The following is a 17967-nucleotide window of genomic DNA, read 5'->3' as shown; positions in this document are numbered from 1 at the left end:
AAAGGAGGAATAATTTTGGCCGGTACCGTCCCTCTCCATACCCCCCGGCTACAAAAGAATGCGTCCTCGTCCGCGACAACGGAAACCCCAATTGTAAAATGGGTGTTGATCGGAGCGGCTGGGCTAGTCCTTTTTTGGCTGATTGCTCTGCCATTAGTTGTTGTGTTAACCGAGGCACTTAAAAAGGGCTGGGACGTATATATTGCTGCCCTGACTGATCCGGATGCCCGCTCAGCGCTGCGATTGACGCTGCTTGTTGCGGCGATAACTGTGCCTCTGAATACCTTTTTTGGTGTAACAGCGGCGTGGGCTGTAACCAAGTTCCGTTTCCGCGGCAAAGGGTTTCTGATCACCTTGATTGATCTCCCTTTTGCAGTCTCGCCAGTCATCGGCGGCCTAATCTTTGTACTCGTCTTCGGAGCAAACGGATGGTTTGGCCCTTGGCTGAGCGCCCATGATATTAAGATCGTATTTGCGCTTCCGGGTATCGTGCTAGCCACGTTGTTTGTGACGTTTCCTTTTGTAGCGCGTGAGTTAATCCCGCTGATGGAGGATCAGGGTACACAGGAGGAAGAAGCGGCAATTACACTCGGCGCACATGGGTGGCAAATCTTTTTCAGAGTCACGCTGCCTAATATTAAATGGGGGTTACTATACGGCATTATTTTGTGTAATGCGCGGGCCATGGGTGAGTTTGGTGCGGTTTCTGTGGTGTCCGGGCACATCCGTGGGGAGACGAATACGCTGCCGCTGCATGTTGAGATTTTGTACAACGAATATCAATTTTCAGCATCATTTGCAGTAGCTTCTTTGCTCCTGTTATTGGCTTTGGTAACGATGATTATTAAAAGCTGGTTGTCGCGAAAAAATGCCCATTGACATGACTTTTAGTTCCATGCTAAGTTAATTCATAGTATACTGGTTGGTAATAACGGAATTGAGGAAAAAAGGAATTTAGGCGGATATAATCCTTTGGTGAGAAAGGGAGGCTAGAGAATGGCTAAACCGCTGAAAGTGGACGATTTATGGCTTACGCGGATTGCAGGACTTCTGGATGATATGGAATTTGGCTCATTGCATATTGTGGTTCATGAAGGTCAGATTGTTCAGATGGAGCGTACGGAACGCAAACGGTTTGAGAATAGCAGTGGCAACGCAAATGGACGTTATATTGGTGAAAGCGGCAGCCGGCGGGCCGATTCTCAATCGGCGGGACGTTGATTCAATCTCTGGGCAATCATAAAGGTATATATCAACTTTTTGGATAAAAGATTATGGAGTTGTCACATAAGCCACGAAATGGCTGCTGGGGCAACTCCTTTTTCTTCGTATGCTTGATATTTGGCACGTATGACGCACCATATGACGCACCCCATCGGACTCAGTTGACGCTAAACGCAGTATTATGCCACATTTGCCCCGCTAACGGACCGCATAGCCGCTATTGGCATAAAAAACACCACATATGGACCTGATTCTAAGCAATAATGTCCCTGGAGTCCGAAACCACGCTTCAAAAGCTGAAAAGGTGCAAATAACGTCATCTGGGTCCCTAGGTCGCAGGAATGATGATTGTTGAAGCAGACCGCCTACCAGTAAGAACACAGCAAGATGTCATCCGGGTTCGTAGGTCGCAGGAATGATGATTGTTGAAGCAGACCGCCTACCAGTAAGAACACAGCAAGATGTCATCCGGGTTCGTAGGTCGCCGGAAATGATGAGTGTTGAAGCAGATCGCTCATGAGTAAGAACACAGCAATATGTCATCTGGGTCCGTAGGTAGGTCGCAGAGGATGATCTGTCTTTTTACGACTTTTACAAATGATTCGGCCCGTGGGACAGTTACATATTTTGATGTTGCAGGTACGTTTGTTAATAACGAGGGGCTTGGCGTGAGGCGGATACGCCCTCCATTAACAGGATGAACGCAGTGATGGCATGCATAATCCAACCAACGATCGGAATAAAAGCTAAAATCGAGGTGATAATGCCCAGAACGTTACCCATGAATGGTTTATGCTCTCTCTGCAGCACAACAATGGCTACAGCGTGGAGCAAAAAGGCAATGGCCAAAGGGACCCAACCATTTGCAATGATAAAGAGTCCGCCGATCAACGGCAGAGCCAGAAAAGCTTCATAAAGGCATGTTCCCCATTTGAACAGCTTGGCTACAGGAGACATAATGCTTCACCCACCCTTTTATAAATATTGTTATAGATACTATTCCACACAGTCAGTAAAGGAATTCAAAAATATAAAACTTATCCCTCAGTTTCAAAAACATCCCTAGCAGTGAGCCTTGCCTGTGAACCATGCAGTCGTATATAGTGGGAACAGCAATGCTGAACGGAGGAGTGCGGGTGGAAACAACAAGTAAGCTTGATATACGCCATGAACAGCCTTCAGTGGAACAGTATTTGGCGCTGAGAAAAGAAGCTGGGCTGAGTGAAATGAGTGTGGAAGGTGCAGCGATCGGTTTGCCTCGTTCTATTTTTGCGGTAACTTTGTATGAGGAGAATAACCTAATCGGGATGGGGCGGGTGATTGGCGATGGGGGATGCTTTTTTCAGGTCACGGATATCGCGGTCAAGCCTTCACATCAAGGACAAGGTTTGGGAAAGCTGATCATACGGGAAATTAGAGAGTTCCTTAATACTGTACCGGACAAGGCTTATGTAAGTCTGATTGCAGATGGAGAAGCCTCGAAGCTCTACGCACAATATGGTTTTGAATCGGTTATGCCACGTTCTCAGGGAATGTTTTTGCGTCGCTAAGCTAAGGCGAATACATGCTGCTTTTTTTAGTAGAGAGTGCCCCTTGTATTGGTTAAGGGGTTTTTGGTCTGAAAGCGGGTTAGTAGGTGCGATCTGGTTTCGATTGGATCTCAGGGGATAAATAATGTTTAAAGGCTGTAAGGGAAAAGCTATTCAGATGAGCATCAAAAAAATAATTGAGCAGAAGGCTGCACGATAATGGCTTTGCTCGTAGAATGTGAGGAACAACAAGATGGATGTTGTAATATTGGGCGCTTCAGGAACGATTGGAAAGGCAATTGTACAGGAGGCATTAAAAAGAAAACACGAAGTAACAGCTGCGGTACGCAATCCAGAGTCAATAACTCTCGAACACGAGCGTTTACATGTAACAACGGTGGATATTCTTGATCCGGCTTCAGTAGCAGCTGCAGTCCGTGGCCATGAAGAGGTAATCAGTGCTTATGGACCAGGAGCGGGGCAAGAGCAGGATCTGATTACGGCGGCAAAAGCGTTGGTGGAGGGTATGCAGACGGCAGGGTTAAATCGGCTGTTGGTTGTTGGAGGTGCAGGTAGCTTAAAGACTGAAACTGGAGAGCTGCTGATGAATACACCGGATTTTCCGGAAGAGTTTAAACCAGTTGCAGAGGCGCATGCGCAGGCTTATGAGATTTACAAAAATACAGAATTGGATTATACGTATCTCAGTCCTGCTGCGGTAGTTCATCCAGGTCGTCGTACAGGTCATTTCCGCATCGGATTGGACCGTCTTATTCTAGATGAGAATGGTGAAAGCAAGATTAGTGTGGAGGATTTCGCTGTAGCTATGGTGGACGAGCTGGAGGAAGGGAATTTTAGTCGGGCCAGATTTACTGTCGCTTACTGATATCAGACTTGCGCCGGACTTGCGCTCGGACTTGTACTTGGAATTGCGTGTGAAGCTTTGGAACGGTAGATAGCGGAAAGGGGCTAAATCATGTATCTGGTAACTGCTGAGCAAATGAGGCAGCTGGACAGCGAAACGATCCAGCAGCTGGGGATTCCAGCGATTGCGCTGATGGAGAATGCGGGAAGAGTTATCGCAGAGGAGATCATCGCGCTTTGCCGGGAGAGAGGCGGGGCAGGCTGCAGTAATGCAGCAGAAGGGAACGATGCCGGGCTAAAGGAGGCCGCGCTGGATGACCCAGGCAAGGCATTTAAGGTCAGCGCAGATCATGCGCTGACGCTTGCCTCTGCCGCAGCCGAGCGATGGTTCATCCTCGTCGGCAAAGGCAGCAACGGCGGCGATGGCCTCGCCGCCGCACGGTACCTTCGCGAGACCGGCATCGCCGTCACGCTCGTCTATGCGGTGCCGCCGGAGTCGCTCTCCGGCGAGGCCGCCCTGCAGCGCGATGCGGCTGCAGCCATGGGCCTGCCTGCCGTAGTATACGGCAGGGATCGGCTGGACCTTGCCGAGTGCAGCGGCATCCTGGATGCGCTGCTCGGCACCGGCGGCGCGGGAGCCCCGCGCGGCGCCTATGCGGAGCTGATTGCCGCAGCGAACAGCAGCGGTAAGGTCATTGTGTCCGCGGACATCCCCAGTGGTCTGAACGCGGACACAGGAGAGATGCATGAGCCTTGCATTCATGCATCTGTGACGGTATGCCTCGCCTTTCTCAAGCGAGGCCTCCTGCAATACCCCGGTGCAGGCGCAGCGGGGTATGTCAAGGTACGGGCTATCGGCATTCCGACTGCTCTGGCTCTTAACAGCGGTGTGCAGGCACACCTGCTGACACCGGAAGTGCTGCATGCCCATCTGGGTGTCGATCTGGCCCGGCGGCGGTCGCCTGAAGGCCATAAGGGTACTTATGGGCATGTACTCCTTGCCGCCGGCACCCTACGGATGAGCGGTGCTGGACTACTCGCAGCCCGTGCTGCGCTACGCACGGGCTGCGGACTGGTGACGTGGGCGCTTCCTAAGAAGCTGTTACCTTCCGTCATCGGTGTTGTTCCTGAATTGATGCTGGCTGATGTAGGTGGCAGTGAAGAGGGAAACTGGGTGGCTGAGACCGTGTCAGAGCTACTGAAGTTAAGCGAAGAGCGAGATGTAATAGCTGTGGGTCCTGGTCTTGGACGGTTCCCGGGAGATACAGATTGGCTTCGCAGTCTTTGGGAAGGCAGTGATTGCCCGCTGGTTATCGATGCGGATGCCTTAAATATTCTGGCTGACTCCGATTATAAGAGTTGGGTGCGGCGTCATTCTGTAATTCTGACCCCTCACCCAGGTGAGATGGCTCGTCTAGCCAACCTAACTACGGCTGAGGTCCAGCGTGACCGGATCGGTCTGGCTATGGACTATGCCAAGGAGCATGGGGTTACACTTGTGTTAAAAGGAGCGCATACCGTGATAGCAACTCCTGAAGGGCAAGCTTATGTAAATACCACAGGCCATCCCGGCATGGGCACTGGTGGAGCCGGTGATGTGCTAACGGGCGTGATTTCCAGCCTGCTGGCTCAGGGACTTCATGCTACGCAGGCAGCAGCTTTTGGGGTATACCTGCACGGATTAGCAGGAGAGAGAGCAGCCCGTCAGCGGAATAATCCGGCGGCTATCATTGCCGGAGATATCATTGAAGCGCTTTGAATACACCTAATAAGGCTTATGACAGCAGTAAACAGAGCAGTGGCAGAAACAGGGCGAATACTGGCAGCAACAGAGGGAATCTTTCCACACCAAGCTGGGTCACTCGAAGAATGAGCAGTCCCAGAATTCCACCCAGACCCCATAGCAGATACTCTGCACCTTGTTCCGCTGCCAGCCATAAACCTGCGCCGAAACCCGTGACGACGTATACAGCTAGAGGCAGGATTTGCGATTTCGAACGCAGAATATGCAGCAGTATATCCGCTACTAACGCCGCAGGCAATCCATAAGCATAAATGGCATAAGGAATCGATAGTGGCCAGCCTTCAGGGATTCCGTCGGATTGTGGAAATCCAAGCATAAGTAAGGTAACAAGGACGTAGGTTAACCCTGCGCAGGCTAATTTGGTTAATGCGTACATGCCACTGCTCAGGCGGACAGAAGAGATATCATAATCGTTTATCTTATTCATTTGATATACATTCCTCTCGTGGTGTAATGCATCAGCTGGTGACCATGTCTCCACCATTGACATGAATACATGTCCCGGTAACATACGAAGAATCCGGTCCCGCTAAATAAAGATAGGCTCCTGCTAACTCATATGGCTGTGCGGCACGTTTAAAGGGTGTATCCGTCCCAAATACACTAACCTCATCTGCGGAGTAGCTGGAGGGAATTAGTGGTGTCCATACGGGTCCGGGAGCTACACTATTGACACGAATGCCAGAGTCTACGAGTGATAAGGCTAAAGAGCGGGTAAAGGATACGATCGCACCTTTAGTTGAGGAATAATCTATAAGCTCTTTATTTCCTTGATAGGCAGTAATGGACGCAGTATTGATGATGGCTGCGCCTTTTTTTAGATGTGGAAGTGCGGCTTGCGTCAGGTAAAAGAATGGAAATATATTCGTCTGAAACGTTTGGTAGAGCTGTGCTTCCGTGATATCCAAAATACTTTTTTGTGGATACTGGACGCCATGATTGTTGACGAGGATGTCCAGCTTGCCAAAAGTGCGAAGGGTATGCTCCACAGCCTTGAAGCAGTTTTCCTTATGGCGTAAATCAACTTCGATCCGCAAACAACGTTGCCCTAATTCTTCAATTCGCCGCTGAGTGACCTCTGCATCTGAAGCTTCGTATAAATAAGCTATAGCGACATCTGCGCCTTCCTTTGCAAAAGCAATGGCCGCCGCTTTACCAATCCCGCTGTCGCCTCCGGTGATGAGTGCAATTTTTCCTTTCAGCTTTCCACTGCCGGCAATCTCCGGATCTTCACTGATGGGGCGAGGATTCATTAGACTCTCTAGACCTGGCTGACGGTCTTGGTGCTGCGGGGGAAAAGCAATAGGCTGTTCCTTACATATCGTTTGTTCCCCATAGTAGGGGTAGGTGGGATTCATTTTTACATACACTCCTCCTTGCCTTCTATCTTCCGTATATTTCTATGCATGCGCCTAGAAAAGCGTGCGCTGTTATCCAGTTATACCTGTGTTTATATCCTAGTCGGAGGGGCGTTTGTCCGAGATGAATGATTGGCGAAATATAGATTATTTGAATCACGGAACTCCAGTGCAAAAAGAGGTCTATGCCCTGTTAAGAAAATTAAATATTATGAGTTTGCTGGCCGACTATAACCCGGTGCTGGTTGGCACAGTGCCGCTTGGAATTCAGGTGAAGGGCAGCGACCTGGATATTATTTGTGAGGTTCATGATTCCGTAATGTTTACGGATATTGTTAGTCGATATTTCGGAACCATGGATGATTTTACTAGTGTATCGCGTGTGGTTGATGGGGTCCCTCGAACGAAAATTAACTTTATGGCCGGGGGCTGGCCTATAGAACTGTTTGGGCAGCCGCGGCCCACAGCTCTGCAGAATGGTTACTTACATATGATCATTGAAGCGGAAATTCTAGCTCAGCTGGATAATGATTTTCGCCAGCAGATCATTACAATGAAAACAAACGGGTGGAAGACCGAACCTGCCTTCGCGCAAGTGCTGGGTTTGGAAGGTGACCCTTATGAAGCGCTGCTGATGCTGGAAAAGCTTCCGCGGAGTGCTCTTTATGCTTTTTGTCATTCTATACAAGCGAGGGGATAGACATGAATTATCGAGAGATGATTGCGGATGATTATGAAGCTGCCTACCAGCTATGGGAAAATACAGAGGGAATGGGACTCAGCGAAGCAGATTCGAGGCTGGAGGTTGCGCGTTATCTGGAGCGTAATGCTGGCTTCAGCCAGATCTGCGAGAATGAAGACGGCCGGATTGTAGGAACTGCATTGTGTGGACATGATGGGCGAAGAGGTTATATGTATCATGTGGCGGTTAGTAATGACTGCCGAGGCATGGGCATCGGGCGTGAGCTTGTAAAGCGTTGTCTCGGTAATTTACATGCAGCTGGTATTGCAAAATGCCATCTGATGGTTATAGGAACCAATGAACAAGGAAGAGGATTCTGGGAAGGGATAGGCTGGCAGTATAGAGGTGGAATTATGTTATACTCCCAGGATATCTTGTGATACATAAGATGCGAAATGAAGATACTATCTAAGTAAAATATCATTAGATTAGAAGTGGATATATCACAGCAAATGTAACGGTGAACTCCGACTGCCAGTGCAGTATACTATATATGAGTTTGATAATTGCCTATTTGCAGGCAGGAGGTCTTTTATGCGTTTTAAAGATGTGTTTTCAATTATTGGTCCGGCCATGGTCGGGCCTTCAAGCTCGCATACAGCCGGTGCAGCACGGATCGGAAGGGCTGCAAGGCAGGTGCTGGGTGAAGTGCCGCGTGTGGCAGAAGTGACGTTTTTTGGTTCTTTTGCAGCTACTTATCAGGGACATGGTACAGACCGGGCTATTGTCGGAGGACTTATGGATTACGCTACCGATGATCATCGGTTACCCGACTCTCTGGAGTTGGCGGCTGAAGCTGGGATGGAAGTATCTTTTGAGCAAGGAACGGGATTGTTTCCTCATCCTAACACGGTTAAACTGCATCTTATCGGACAAGAGACAGGAAGTGAGCTGACTTTAACGGGGACATCCATTGGTGGTGGAAACATTGAGATCGTCGATGTGGATGGTTTTGGAGTAAAGCTTACGGGAATGTATCCGACGGTATTGATTCATCATATGGATTATTTAGGTGTTCTGGCGAGTGTTACAGAAGTGATGCGTAACGGACAATTTAATATAGGGCATATGTCTCTTGATCGGAAGAATCGCAGCGGTGCAGCCTTAACGGTACTGGAGCTGGATGAAGCTGCTACTCCTGAGCTTATTGAAGCGCTTAAAGCGCTCACTGCGGTGAAATCGGTGAAATTGGTTAATTTAAACGAAGGTAAGCAAGATGAGAAGGGGAAGGAAAGCTTAACATGAATTTTCAAACACTTAGCCAACTGGCTGTATTATGTGAGGAACGTGGCCTCACCATTGGAGCTCTTATGCTCGAAGAGCAAAGCGCGGAATCTGGACGTTCCAGTGAACAGGAATTTGCCACTATGCGTGAGTATTATGGGGTCATGAAAGAGGCTGTTCATCGTGGGATGCATGAAGATACCACTTCGCGCAGCGGCCTTACGGGAATGGATGCCCAGCGTGTAGGAGCCTATAACGCAGCAGATGAACCATGCCTAGGTGGACCCGCTGGTCAAGCAATGGCCTATGCTTTGGCTGTATCCGAGGTTAATGCCTCAATGGGCCGAATAATTGCTACACCTACCGCAGGTTCATGCGGAATTATTCCGGGTGTATTTCTCAGCTGTCAGGAACGGTTTGGCTGGGATGATGATTATATGGTTTCCGGTTTGTTCGCTGCGGGAGCAATCGGTTATGTCATTGCCAACAATTCGTTTGTATCTGGCGCAGAGGGTGGCTGTCAGGCCGAGGTCGGATCGGCCATCGGGATGGCGGCAGGAGCTTTAACCGAACTGCGTGGAGGGACGCCTGCACAAGCAGTGCATGCTGTTGGACTGGCGCTTAAGAACACATTAGGACTGATTTGCGATCCGGTGGGAGGACTTGTAGAGATTCCTTGTATCGTTAGAAACGGATTCGGTGCAGTGACCGCGCTCGCCGCCGCCGATATGGCACTGGCTGGTGTACGTAGCGTGATCCCTTCAGATGAAGTAATCAAGGTCATGCTTGAGGTAGGCTCAGCTATGCCAGAAAAACACCGCGAGACCGCAGGTGGCGGATTAGCACAGACACCTACCGGCCGCAAGATCATGCAGGATTTACGTAAAAAGAAATAATTTTAGAGCATTTTGAAACGTTCCAACTGTTCCCATAAGCCTTCCTTCCGAAGGATTTCTGCTTGTTTAGGTCCCATAAGGTCAAAGTGGGGGAATGGGGAACGATTATGAATATATTTAGCCGGCAGTCCATTTTCCTCACACCAATAGGTTAATCTGGTTAGGTCACTACAGCCTACCTTGGTGACAGTAGTCATGCCGGGAAAACGCGGGTCTAGCCAGTAATGGGTTAAGAAGGCGATTTCTCCTGCGGAGACTGCTTTTTTCCAGCGGGTTAATTCTTCTCTGTTGATGCCGAAGGCCATTACGTCTCCTCCTTATCTAGTATAGTTGACAACATTATAACCCATTGAAAGGGGATTACATCATGAACGGACAGGTAAGAGCCGATATTCGTCCTGGGCTTGAAGTGGATATTGTGCTTAAGCAGGATCAGCCGACGGGTAAGCTAACACATGGAACGGTGAAGGATATTCTCACCAACTCACCTCGACATCCGCATGGCATCAAGGTGCGTTTAACCAGTGGACAGGTAGGACGAGTTAAAAATATTGTTGCTAACTAATAATAAAATTCACCTTTAATTTAAAAAGCGCCCCTAATCAACTGAGATTGGGGCGTTTTTCTATTTTATCTGCTCATAAAATCCTCAACGGACTGATCGGCCTTGGTCTGATTACATAACGTACAAGCGCAAACGCAATTATCCGGAGTAGTATGACCACCTTTAGCACGGGGCAGCAGATGATCTATAGTGTCTCCATAGGAGCCACAGAAGTAGCAGGTATAGTTGTCTCTGGTCAATATATAAGCACGGAAATCCTTATTGCTGTATATCCTGCGGATGGTTCGGCGATTCACTACGATAGCGGCATGTTCTCTGACTAGAGTAACCGCAAGCTCGTAGTCAATTTCCTGATGCCAGCGCCGTCCTTTATCACTGTGGCCACGCATTAGAATTTTCCCTTTGGCAGAGGGAATCAATTGCGTTGGATCTTCGGGACTCAGTTTCGCGCCTTGAGAATGAGAATGTTTCCTTCGTTGTTCCAAGCCCCGTATGCGCTGATTTGGGTTGGATTGCGGTGAAGAAGCAACCGTGGAAGAAGGCTTTCCTTGTTTGGAGCGTTCTTTGACAGCCGAAGAAGGGGTTTCAATAGTAACAGGTTGTACTGGAATGGGACCTGCTGCAAGGGTCAGATCTATGTTTTGTCGTTGTTTGCGGCACTCCCGACAAGCACCACGGCGAGACTGGCCTTTGGAACGTTTGCCGGTACGTTTACGAAATTCAGAGAGCGGCTTCTGTTGCTGGCAATAGGTACATTGTTTGGTGGATAAAAGATGGGTATCGTTCATAGATATGTTAGGTTCAGCGCGTCTTTGCGCCCGTCCTGTCTCCTTGTTTTTTAGGATCCAATGTATTTTATTTATTAGATTCAGTCGGCAGGGTTAACATTTCGTTCTAATCTTAGTATAGCGTAAAATACAATCGTTCACATCGCCCTCAAAAAAAGCTTAAATACGGCTTTTTGTGTGATATCTATCTTGGTGACGTTCAGGAAAAACATGTAAAATTGAAAAGAGCAGTAAGGAATGCTCTACTTTTTTAACATGGGAAGGGGTATTGAAATGGAACCAACCAAAAGAAGGCCGTTTACGGTAACATTGCTTTATATTCTTCATATATTTTTGGGGGTTGGAGCGTTAGCAGGAGGCGGGTCAATGGTCATAGATCCTAGTGGTGATCTGATACACATGCCCACATCTATGCTGGAAAGATCGCCATTTTCAGATTTTTTAATTCCGGGTATTTTGCTATTCATCGTATTTGGTATCCTGCCCTTGTTTGTGTTTTATGGGTTGATCAAGAGACCAGAATTGCGCTGGGTGAATACTTTGAATCCCTTTAAGAAATTATATAGCTTCTGGGCATTGTCCCTATATATCGGATTTGGGTTAATTATTTGGATTATGGTGCAGACGTATATGTTGAACAGTGTGGCAATCATACATCTGATCTATATGAGTCTAGGGCTTTTGATCCAAGTCTTTACGCTGCTTCCTTCCGTACAAAGTTACTTTTTGCTGGACGGCGGTACCGAAAGACGTTAAAATTGCAGTGAACAGAAGGTATCAGAAGGTATTTCATTAGTCTGGGCAAGGAGTGAACCGGATTGACAACTATATATGATATTGCCAAAAGAACCGGTTACTCTCCTACAACGGTATCCAAGGCGTTTAATAATTATTCCGATGTACGGGAGAAGACTCGCCAGGAAATTTTCCGGGTTGCCCAAGAAATGGGATATTTGCCGAATTCCCATGCCCGTACACTGACTACTAAGAAATCATGGACCATCGGTGTATTGTTTGTAGAGAATACGGGATTTGGTATTCGCCATCCCTTTTTTAGCGCTGTGATTGAGAGCTTTAAGAAGGTTGCTGTGGATAAGGGGTATGCCCTCATGTTTATTTCCAAGGATGTTGGAGGTAAACAAAGTGGTTATTTGGAGAATTGCCGAATTCGTGGTGTAGATGGTGTTGTCGTATTCTTGTCTGATTACGAGGACCCTTATTTCCGTGAGCTGCTAGAGAGTGATATTCCTACTGTGATTCTGGATTTTGAGACTACGCAGTCGCATACGGTATGTTCGGATAATACGGCTGGAGCTCAGCTTGCGATAGAGTATTTAGTTTCTTTGGGTCATCGCAAGATTGCTCATATTTCCGGAGGTATGAACACTTTCCCTGGTAAAACCCGGGAGTTAGGATATAAGAACGCTATGAAGCAGCAGGGGCTTGAAGTGCTGGAGTCCTATGTTGTGAATGGAGCTTTTTATTCTCGTGAAAGTGGTTATCAAGCGATGCTGGAGCTTCTTAAGCTGCCTGATCGGCCAACCGCTGTTTTTGCTTCGGGTGACATGTTAGCTTTAGGGGCTATTATGGCGGTAAAAGATAGTGGACTTTCCGTACCGCTGGACATTTCAGTTGTGGGGTACGATGATATTGATCTAGCTGAGTATGTTACACCTGCATTGACAACCATTCGTCAGGATACGGAACTTTTAGGAAGCCGAGCAGCGGACATTCTTTTAGCATCGATTGAAGGGAAACAGTTGGATAAGGAAGCGGTTCTAGTTCCGGTAGAAGTGATCGAACGGGAATCCTGTGCGCCTCCGAGTGGAAATTAGGGCTGTATCAAATTCCATAAGTACAGAGAGCAGGCTGCTGCCCACAGGATAAATCTTGACGAAAAGAAAAGAGTCCTGATAAAGTAGAGGACATCATAGCTCGAATTCTTCCTATGTGGTATTTGCTACAGCTTATTCAGAGGAATGGGGCTATAATGGGTATTGTTATGCCGCTTTTTTTTCCTGCTCTTCGTTAGATCATTTTTTTTCGCAACAATCGAAACCGGTTTCGATTTTAAGTTTCGAATGAGCTGAAATCAAAGTTTACCGAAGGCTTCCTTGAATTTTCTCAAACGTTTCAGTGGCTCATCGCTCCGAACCCTAACATCGGATGGTGATCCAGTAAAGACAGTGCTTGTTGTTAGTAACAAAACAATTAGAGGAGATGGATGAAATGGCAAAAGTTCAAACTGTAGTAACTGCAAAAGATACAGGGGAACGCTTAACTCCGAAAGAGGCAATTGTTTTTAGCACAAGAGTTGATTCTGGATCTGCCGATGTAGAGCTTAAGCCAGAGCAGGAGTTCCAAAAGATGATAGGATTTGGCGGCGCTTTCACAGAAGCTGCGGCATATACGTTGTCACGGCTCAGTCCTGAGAAACGGGCAGAGGTTATTCATCGCTACTTTCATCCGGTAGAGGGATTAGGCTATAACATGGGTCGTGTTCATATTCATAGCTGTGATTTTGCGCTTGGAAATTATACTTATGTCGCTGATCATGATACGGAGCTGGCTACCTTTGATATCTCCCATGATCATAAGTGGGTGCTTCCGCTGATTAAGGATGCAATGCAGGTAAAAGGTGGACCGTTCACGATGTTGGCCTCTCCTTGGAGCCCTCCGGCATGGATGAAAACAAATGGTGAAATGAATAATGGAGGATCGCTCAAGCCAGAATACGCTGAAGTTTGGGCACGCTACTATACCAAATTTATTGAAGCTTATGGGAAGGAAGGCGTACCTATTTGGGCGGTTTCCGTGCAGAATGAGCCGGCTGCTGTTCAAGTCTGGGATTCTTGCATTTATAGTGCGGAAGAGGAACGCGATTTTGTTAAAAATCATCTCGGTCCAGTGATGCAGCAGGCAGGCCATTCCGATGTGAACATTGTCATCTGGGATCATAACCGCGATATTATGGTCGAACGTGCTTCAGTCGTGTTGTCTGATCCTGAAGCTGCACAATATGTGTGGGGTACAGGCATCCACTGGTATGGTGGTGAGGAGTTCGACAAGGTAGAGAAGGTACATGATCTATTTCCTGACAAACATCTATTGTTCACTGAGGGCTGTCAAGAGGGCGGCGTCAAGCTTGGCGAATGGTTTACAGGTGAACGTTACGGCAGAAATATGATTGGGGATCTCAATGCATGGACAGAAGGGTATTTGGACTGGAACCTGGTACTGGATGAGACCGGCGGGCCCAATCATGTAGGGAATCTCTGTGATGCTCCAATTATTGCAGATACAACAACAGACGAATTGCACTATAACAGCTCTTATTATTATATCGGGCATTTCAGTAAATTTATCGCGCCAGGTGCGGTACGGATTGGCTTTACTTCTGAAGCGGAAGGAATCCTATCCACAGCATTCCGTAATCCGGACGGCAGCCTTGCTGTCATATTGATGAATGAGAGCGAAGAAGCTCGCACGGTAACCTTGGGGCTTGGCGAAGAGATTGCCAACTGCGAGCTATCCCCTCATTCTATCGTAACGCATCTGATTTCATAAATAAGTAACAGTTTAGGAGGACATTAACGTGAGTAATTATTATTTCGAATCAGGTAATTTTGTAATGGAGCAGTTTGATACAGGAAAGCCTTTCTCTAGTTTCCTGCCAGGTCTTGCAGGTCTTAAGGGAATTCCAATGTGGACTTTTTATGTGAACCGGGGGCAAGCGATTTGCAGCTTTGGGGTACGCGACAAGAACTCGCCAATCATGGAATTTTCTCCAGCAAATATCTCTTATAAAGACGTAGGAACCACCGGCTTCCGAACCTTTATTAAAATAAAAGGCGAGCAAGAGATTTATGAGCCATTTCAATCGGCACGTCCAGATCCTGCCGCCAAGCGGATCATGACCATTTTGCCTAACGGACTGACCCTTGAAGAAAGCCATGCCGGGCATGGGCTGAAGACGACCGTACACTATTTCAATCTGCCTAATGACGATTATGCCGCGTTGGTACGTCGGGTGGAGATTGAGAATATCGGGGGCAAAGAGATTGAACTGGAGCTGATGGATGGTCTGCCTGAGATCTTGCCTTACGGAGTAGAAAACAGCGGCTACAAGGAGATTGGTAACCTGCTGCGCAGCTGGATGGACGTATACAATCTGGAGAACGGTATTCCGTTCTATAAGCTGCGTTCCAGCACCAACGATAGCGCGCAGGTTAGCGAAATCACAAATGGGCATTTCTATCTGTCGTTTACTGGAGAAGGAGAAAAAGTCGCGCCAATCGTTGATTTCGAGCTTATTTTCGGCGGCAATACCTCTCTTACTTACCCAGACCGCTTTGCGGGATTAACGCTTTCGGAGCTGAGTGAGCTTCCACAATATCCAGTCAATAAGGTTCCTTGCGGCTTCAGTGGTGTGGCTAGACGTTTGGCACCCGGCAGCAGCTTGACCCTGAATACTTTGGTTGGGCATGTAAATGACATCGATAAAATCAATAAAAAGGCAGAGCATTTATGCCGAGATGAATATATTCTGTCCAAATCCCAAGAAGCCGCAGGTCTGACAGAGGAATTAACAGAAGACATTGCCACGCACACTTCATCGGCTGTGTTTGATGCTTATTGCCGTCAGTCCTATCTCGATAACTTCCTGCGTGGAGGCTATCCTTTTATTTTTGACAATGGCGGAGATGGCTTTGTGGTTCATTTATATTCCCGTAAACATGGCGATTTGGAGCGCGACTATAACTTCTTCTCGCTTGCCCCAGAATACTATTCACAGGGGAACGGAAACTTCCGCGATATGAATCAGAACCGCCGGAATGATGTGTTTTTTAATCCGAAGGTGGGCAGCTTCAACATCAAAATGTTCTATAGCTTAATTCAAGCAGATGGCTACAACCCACTTAGTGTTCAAGGAACAACCTTTGAAGTGAAGTCAGACAGCAGAGCGAAGGCTGCGGAATGGATCGGAGAAGCGGCTGCGGATCATCAAGCTGAGCTTGTTAAGCTATGCAACAGTCGGTTCACCCCAGGCAGCCTGATCAATTACATTGCGGATCATAACGTTACGTTGAAGGTTAGTGAGCAGGAGTTTCTGTCGGGTCTGCTAGCCCTGTCACAGCAAAACATTGAGGCTGCTTTTGGCGAAGGCTTCTGGTCTGATCACTGGACGTATAATTTGGATCTCGTAGTAGGTTATTTGGACATCTTCCCTGACAAGAAGCAGGAGCTTTTATTTGGGGATAACACTTATGCGTTCTATGACAGCCCAGCATATGTGCTGCCACGTAGTGAGAAGTATGTAATTAGTGATGGAAAAGCCCGGCAATATGGCGCCCTCCTGGAGGATGAGGAGAAGCTGCATAAGCTGAAATGGAAAGCAGGAGATACCCATTGGCTGCGTGCTGAAGGTGGGCAAGGTGCTATTTACCACACCAATCTGTTCGTGAAGATGTTGTCTCTTGCTTTGAATAAATTTGCTACGCTTGACCCTTACGGCATGGGTGTGGAGATGGAAGGCAACAAGCCGGGCTGGAACGATGCCATGAACGGTCTGCCAGGATTGTTTGGCTCCGGAATGAGTGAGACTTTTGAGCTGAAGCGTACTGTAGTCTTTTTGCTGGATGTGCTGAACGGTGCTGAGAATGTACAGGGAGCTGTAAAGCTGCCAGAAGAAATCGCGGAGCTGCTTGAAGCGGTATATCACGCGGTAACTGCTGTCCTAGCAGGAGATGTGGAACAATTCAACTATTGGGATACAGTAGCTTCAGCCCGTGAAGCTTATAGAGCAAGTATCCGGTTTGGCATTACTGGTGTTGAGTCCGCAGTAACGCTGGAGCACATCCGCGAAGCCCTTTCCAAGTTCCTAGTTAAAATTGATGAGGGGATCAACAAGGCGGTAGAAATGGGCAATGGACTTACCCCCACCTATTTCCGTTTTGAAGCGGAGAAATTCCATCAGGTAACAGATGCTGAGGGTCAGCCAGTCATTAGCGGATACGGACTGCCAAAAGCTGTGGTTGAGGAGTTTAAGGCTTATGCCTTGCCTTATTTCCTGGAAGGACCTACCCGCTGGTTGAAGACGATGAAGAACCCGGTGCAGGCAAAAGAAATCTATAATCTGATTAAGCAAACAGAGCTGTATGATCGGGCAACATCTATGTATCAGACCTCTGTTAGTCTAGAAGGTGAATCGCATGAAATCGGACGAATGAGAGCCTTCACACCAGGCTGGCTAGAACGGGAGTCTAACTTCCTGCACATGTCCTATAAGTATCTGCTTGAGCTGCTGAAGGGCGGGCTGTACGAGGAATTCTACGGTGAGCTGAAGACGTCGCTGGTGCCATTCCTTGATCCTGCTGTTTATGGACGCAGTACACTGGAGAATTCATCTTTTATCGCAACTGGAGGCAATCCTGATCCAAATAACCACGGTAGAGGGTTCGTAGCGAGACTTAGTGGATCGACCGCGGAATTCTTAAGCATGTGGAGAACAATGATGGCTGGAAGCCATGTTTTCAGATTGGAGGATGGAGCGCTTACGCTGTCTCTTGATCCGGTATTGCCAGGATGGCTATTTGATGAAGAGGGCAATCTGTCCTTCACTTTCCTTGGGAATACGGAGGTAATCTATTCTAACCCAAAACGTGAAAATACCTTTGGCGAGAAGAAGGTTAGCATTCAATCTTTGATGCTTGTATACCGTAATGGAACTATGACTAAAATATCTGGAGCGTTCGTGCGCGGTGAAGAGGCAGAGGCTCTGCGGCGTGGAGAAATCGCGCAAATTCAAGCAGTATTAGCATAAAAATAGAGGGGCGAGCTGCGGCTCGCCCTTAAATTTTCAATGAATCCGAAAAATGGAACCTATAATCCGAAATTCAAAGCCTTACGGAGACAGGCAAAAGCAAATACAATGGATACATAAACATTGTAAGCGCTTTAGATTAAATACAGA

The 17967-nt window shown here is 47.7% G+C and carries 19 protein-coding genes; 14 read left to right on the top strand and 5 right to left on the bottom strand.

The window, feature by feature from the left end:
• Positions 1 to 15: 15 nt before the first annotated feature.
• Together cysW and NST45_RS24960 are read left to right on the top strand one after the other, a co-directional pair.
• Positions 16 to 879 (top strand): sulfate ABC transporter permease subunit CysW, encoded by an 864-nt coding sequence (gene cysW, locus NST45_RS24965; protein WP_076101318.1) that lies wholly within the window; start codon positions 16 to 18, stop codon positions 877 to 879.
• A 117-nt stretch (positions 880 to 996) separates the two neighbouring features.
• Positions 997 to 1221, top strand: a complete 225-nt coding sequence (locus NST45_RS24960; RefSeq protein WP_076101319.1) for a YezD family protein — start codon at positions 997 to 999, stop codon at positions 1219 to 1221.
• A 651-nt stretch (positions 1222 to 1872) separates the two neighbouring features.
• Here NST45_RS24960 and NST45_RS24955 read toward each other — a convergent pair.
• Entirely contained in the window at positions 1873 to 2181 is a 309-nt protein-coding gene (locus tag NST45_RS24955; RefSeq protein ID WP_038568468.1) for a hypothetical protein, read from the bottom strand.
• A 179-nt stretch (positions 2182 to 2360) separates the two neighbouring features.
• On the opposite strand from NST45_RS24955, the gene NST45_RS24950 reads away from it, so the two are divergent.
• From NST45_RS24950 to NST45_RS24940, 3 genes are all read left to right on the top strand, one after another.
• On the top strand, positions 2361 to 2774 hold the full coding sequence (locus NST45_RS24950; RefSeq protein ID WP_254924569.1) for a GNAT family N-acetyltransferase: 414 nt from the start codon (positions 2361 to 2363) through the stop codon (positions 2772 to 2774).
• Positions 2775 to 3006: 232 nt separating this feature from the next.
• Positions 3007 to 3639: an NAD(P)-dependent oxidoreductase gene (locus NST45_RS24945; RefSeq protein WP_076101322.1), complete on the top strand. Its 633-nt coding sequence runs from the start codon at positions 3007 to 3009 to the stop codon at positions 3637 to 3639.
• Between the two features lie 90 nt (positions 3640 to 3729).
• On the top strand, positions 3730 to 5376 hold the full coding sequence (locus tag NST45_RS24940; protein WP_339824096.1) for an NAD(P)H-hydrate dehydratase: 1647 nt from the start codon (positions 3730 to 3732) through the stop codon (positions 5374 to 5376).
• 16 nt (positions 5377 to 5392) lie between these two features.
• On the opposite strand, the gene NST45_RS24935 is transcribed toward NST45_RS24940, so the two are convergent.
• Both NST45_RS24935 and NST45_RS24930 read right to left on the bottom strand, forming a co-directional pair.
• A complete protein-coding gene (locus NST45_RS24935) occupies positions 5393 to 5848 on the bottom strand; it encodes a hypothetical protein (RefSeq protein ID WP_051491252.1) in 456 nt (151 codons plus the stop codon).
• A 31-nt stretch (positions 5849 to 5879) separates the two neighbouring features.
• Positions 5880 to 6779 carry an SDR family oxidoreductase gene (locus NST45_RS24930; protein ID WP_038568476.1) on the bottom strand — a complete coding sequence of 300 codons (900 nt, stop codon included), beginning with the start codon at positions 6777 to 6779 and terminating at the stop codon, positions 5880 to 5882.
• 124 nt (positions 6780 to 6903) lie between these two features.
• Between NST45_RS24930 and NST45_RS24925 the strand changes: the two genes are divergently transcribed.
• The 4 genes from NST45_RS24925 (at position 6904) to sdaAA (ending at position 9641) form a co-directional block, all read left to right on the top strand.
• Positions 6904 to 7479, top strand: a complete 576-nt coding sequence (locus NST45_RS24925) for a DUF4269 domain-containing protein (RefSeq protein ID WP_038574055.1) — start codon at positions 6904 to 6906, stop codon at positions 7477 to 7479.
• A 2-nt stretch (positions 7480 to 7481) separates the two neighbouring features.
• A complete protein-coding gene (locus tag NST45_RS24920) occupies positions 7482 to 7901 on the top strand; it encodes a GNAT family N-acetyltransferase (protein ID WP_076103846.1) in 420 nt (139 codons plus the stop codon).
• A gap of 154 nt (positions 7902 to 8055) precedes the next feature.
• Positions 8056 to 8766, top strand: a complete 711-nt coding sequence (gene sdaAB, locus NST45_RS24915) for an L-serine ammonia-lyase, iron-sulfur-dependent subunit beta (protein WP_036682623.1) — start codon at positions 8056 to 8058, stop codon at positions 8764 to 8766.
• Complete coding sequence (sdaAA, locus tag NST45_RS24910) at positions 8763 to 9641, top strand: L-serine ammonia-lyase, iron-sulfur-dependent, subunit alpha (protein ID WP_036682621.1); 879 nt, start codon at positions 8763 to 8765, stop codon at positions 9639 to 9641. The genes sdaAB and sdaAA overlap by 4 nt, the downstream gene beginning before the upstream one ends.
• A gap of 2 nt (positions 9642 to 9643) precedes the next feature.
• Here the strand turns inward: sdaAA and NST45_RS24905 are convergent, their stop codons facing one another.
• Positions 9644 to 9946: a hypothetical protein gene (locus tag NST45_RS24905; protein ID WP_036682619.1), complete on the bottom strand. Its 303-nt coding sequence runs from the start codon at positions 9944 to 9946 to the stop codon at positions 9644 to 9646.
• 62 nt (positions 9947 to 10008) lie between these two features.
• Here NST45_RS24905 and NST45_RS24900 point away from each other — a divergent pair, with 62 nt between their 5' ends.
• Positions 10009 to 10206 (top strand): YwbE family protein, encoded by a 198-nt coding sequence (locus NST45_RS24900; protein WP_036682616.1) that lies wholly within the window; start codon positions 10009 to 10011, stop codon positions 10204 to 10206.
• Positions 10207 to 10271: 65 nt separating this feature from the next.
• Here the strand turns inward: NST45_RS24900 and NST45_RS24895 are convergent, their stop codons facing one another.
• Complete coding sequence (locus tag NST45_RS24895) at positions 10272 to 10994, bottom strand: HNH endonuclease signature motif containing protein (protein ID WP_052096736.1); 723 nt, start codon at positions 10992 to 10994, stop codon at positions 10272 to 10274.
• A gap of 273 nt (positions 10995 to 11267) precedes the next feature.
• On the opposite strand from NST45_RS24895, the gene NST45_RS24890 reads away from it, so the two are divergent.
• The 4 genes from NST45_RS24890 to NST45_RS24875 all read left to right on the top strand — a co-directional run bounded on the left by NST45_RS24890 (position 11268) and on the right by NST45_RS24875 (position 17817).
• A complete protein-coding gene (locus NST45_RS24890) occupies positions 11268 to 11750 on the top strand; it encodes a hypothetical protein (RefSeq protein WP_094902055.1) in 483 nt (160 codons plus the stop codon).
• Between the two features lie 62 nt (positions 11751 to 11812).
• Positions 11813 to 12829 (top strand): LacI family DNA-binding transcriptional regulator, encoded by a 1017-nt coding sequence (locus NST45_RS24885; protein WP_076101327.1) that lies wholly within the window; start codon positions 11813 to 11815, stop codon positions 12827 to 12829.
• A gap of 394 nt (positions 12830 to 13223) precedes the next feature.
• Positions 13224 to 14561, top strand: coding sequence for a glycoside hydrolase family 30 protein (locus tag NST45_RS24880; RefSeq protein WP_076101329.1), 1338 nt, complete (start codon positions 13224 to 13226; stop codon positions 14559 to 14561).
• Positions 14562 to 14589: 28 nt separating this feature from the next.
• Entirely contained in the window at positions 14590 to 17817 is a 3228-nt protein-coding gene (locus NST45_RS24875) for a hypothetical protein (RefSeq protein WP_036682608.1), read from the top strand.
• The last annotated feature ends 150 nt before the right edge of the window (positions 17818 to 17967 follow it).

The organism is Paenibacillus sp. FSL R7-0163, from assembly GCF_037969975.1.
GTDB lineage: Bacteria > Bacillota > Bacilli > Paenibacillales > Paenibacillaceae > Paenibacillus_AQ > Paenibacillus_AQ odorifer.
The sequence above is the reverse complement of the archived record's forward strand: the minus strand, read 5'-3'. Positions and strand labels throughout refer to the sequence as shown.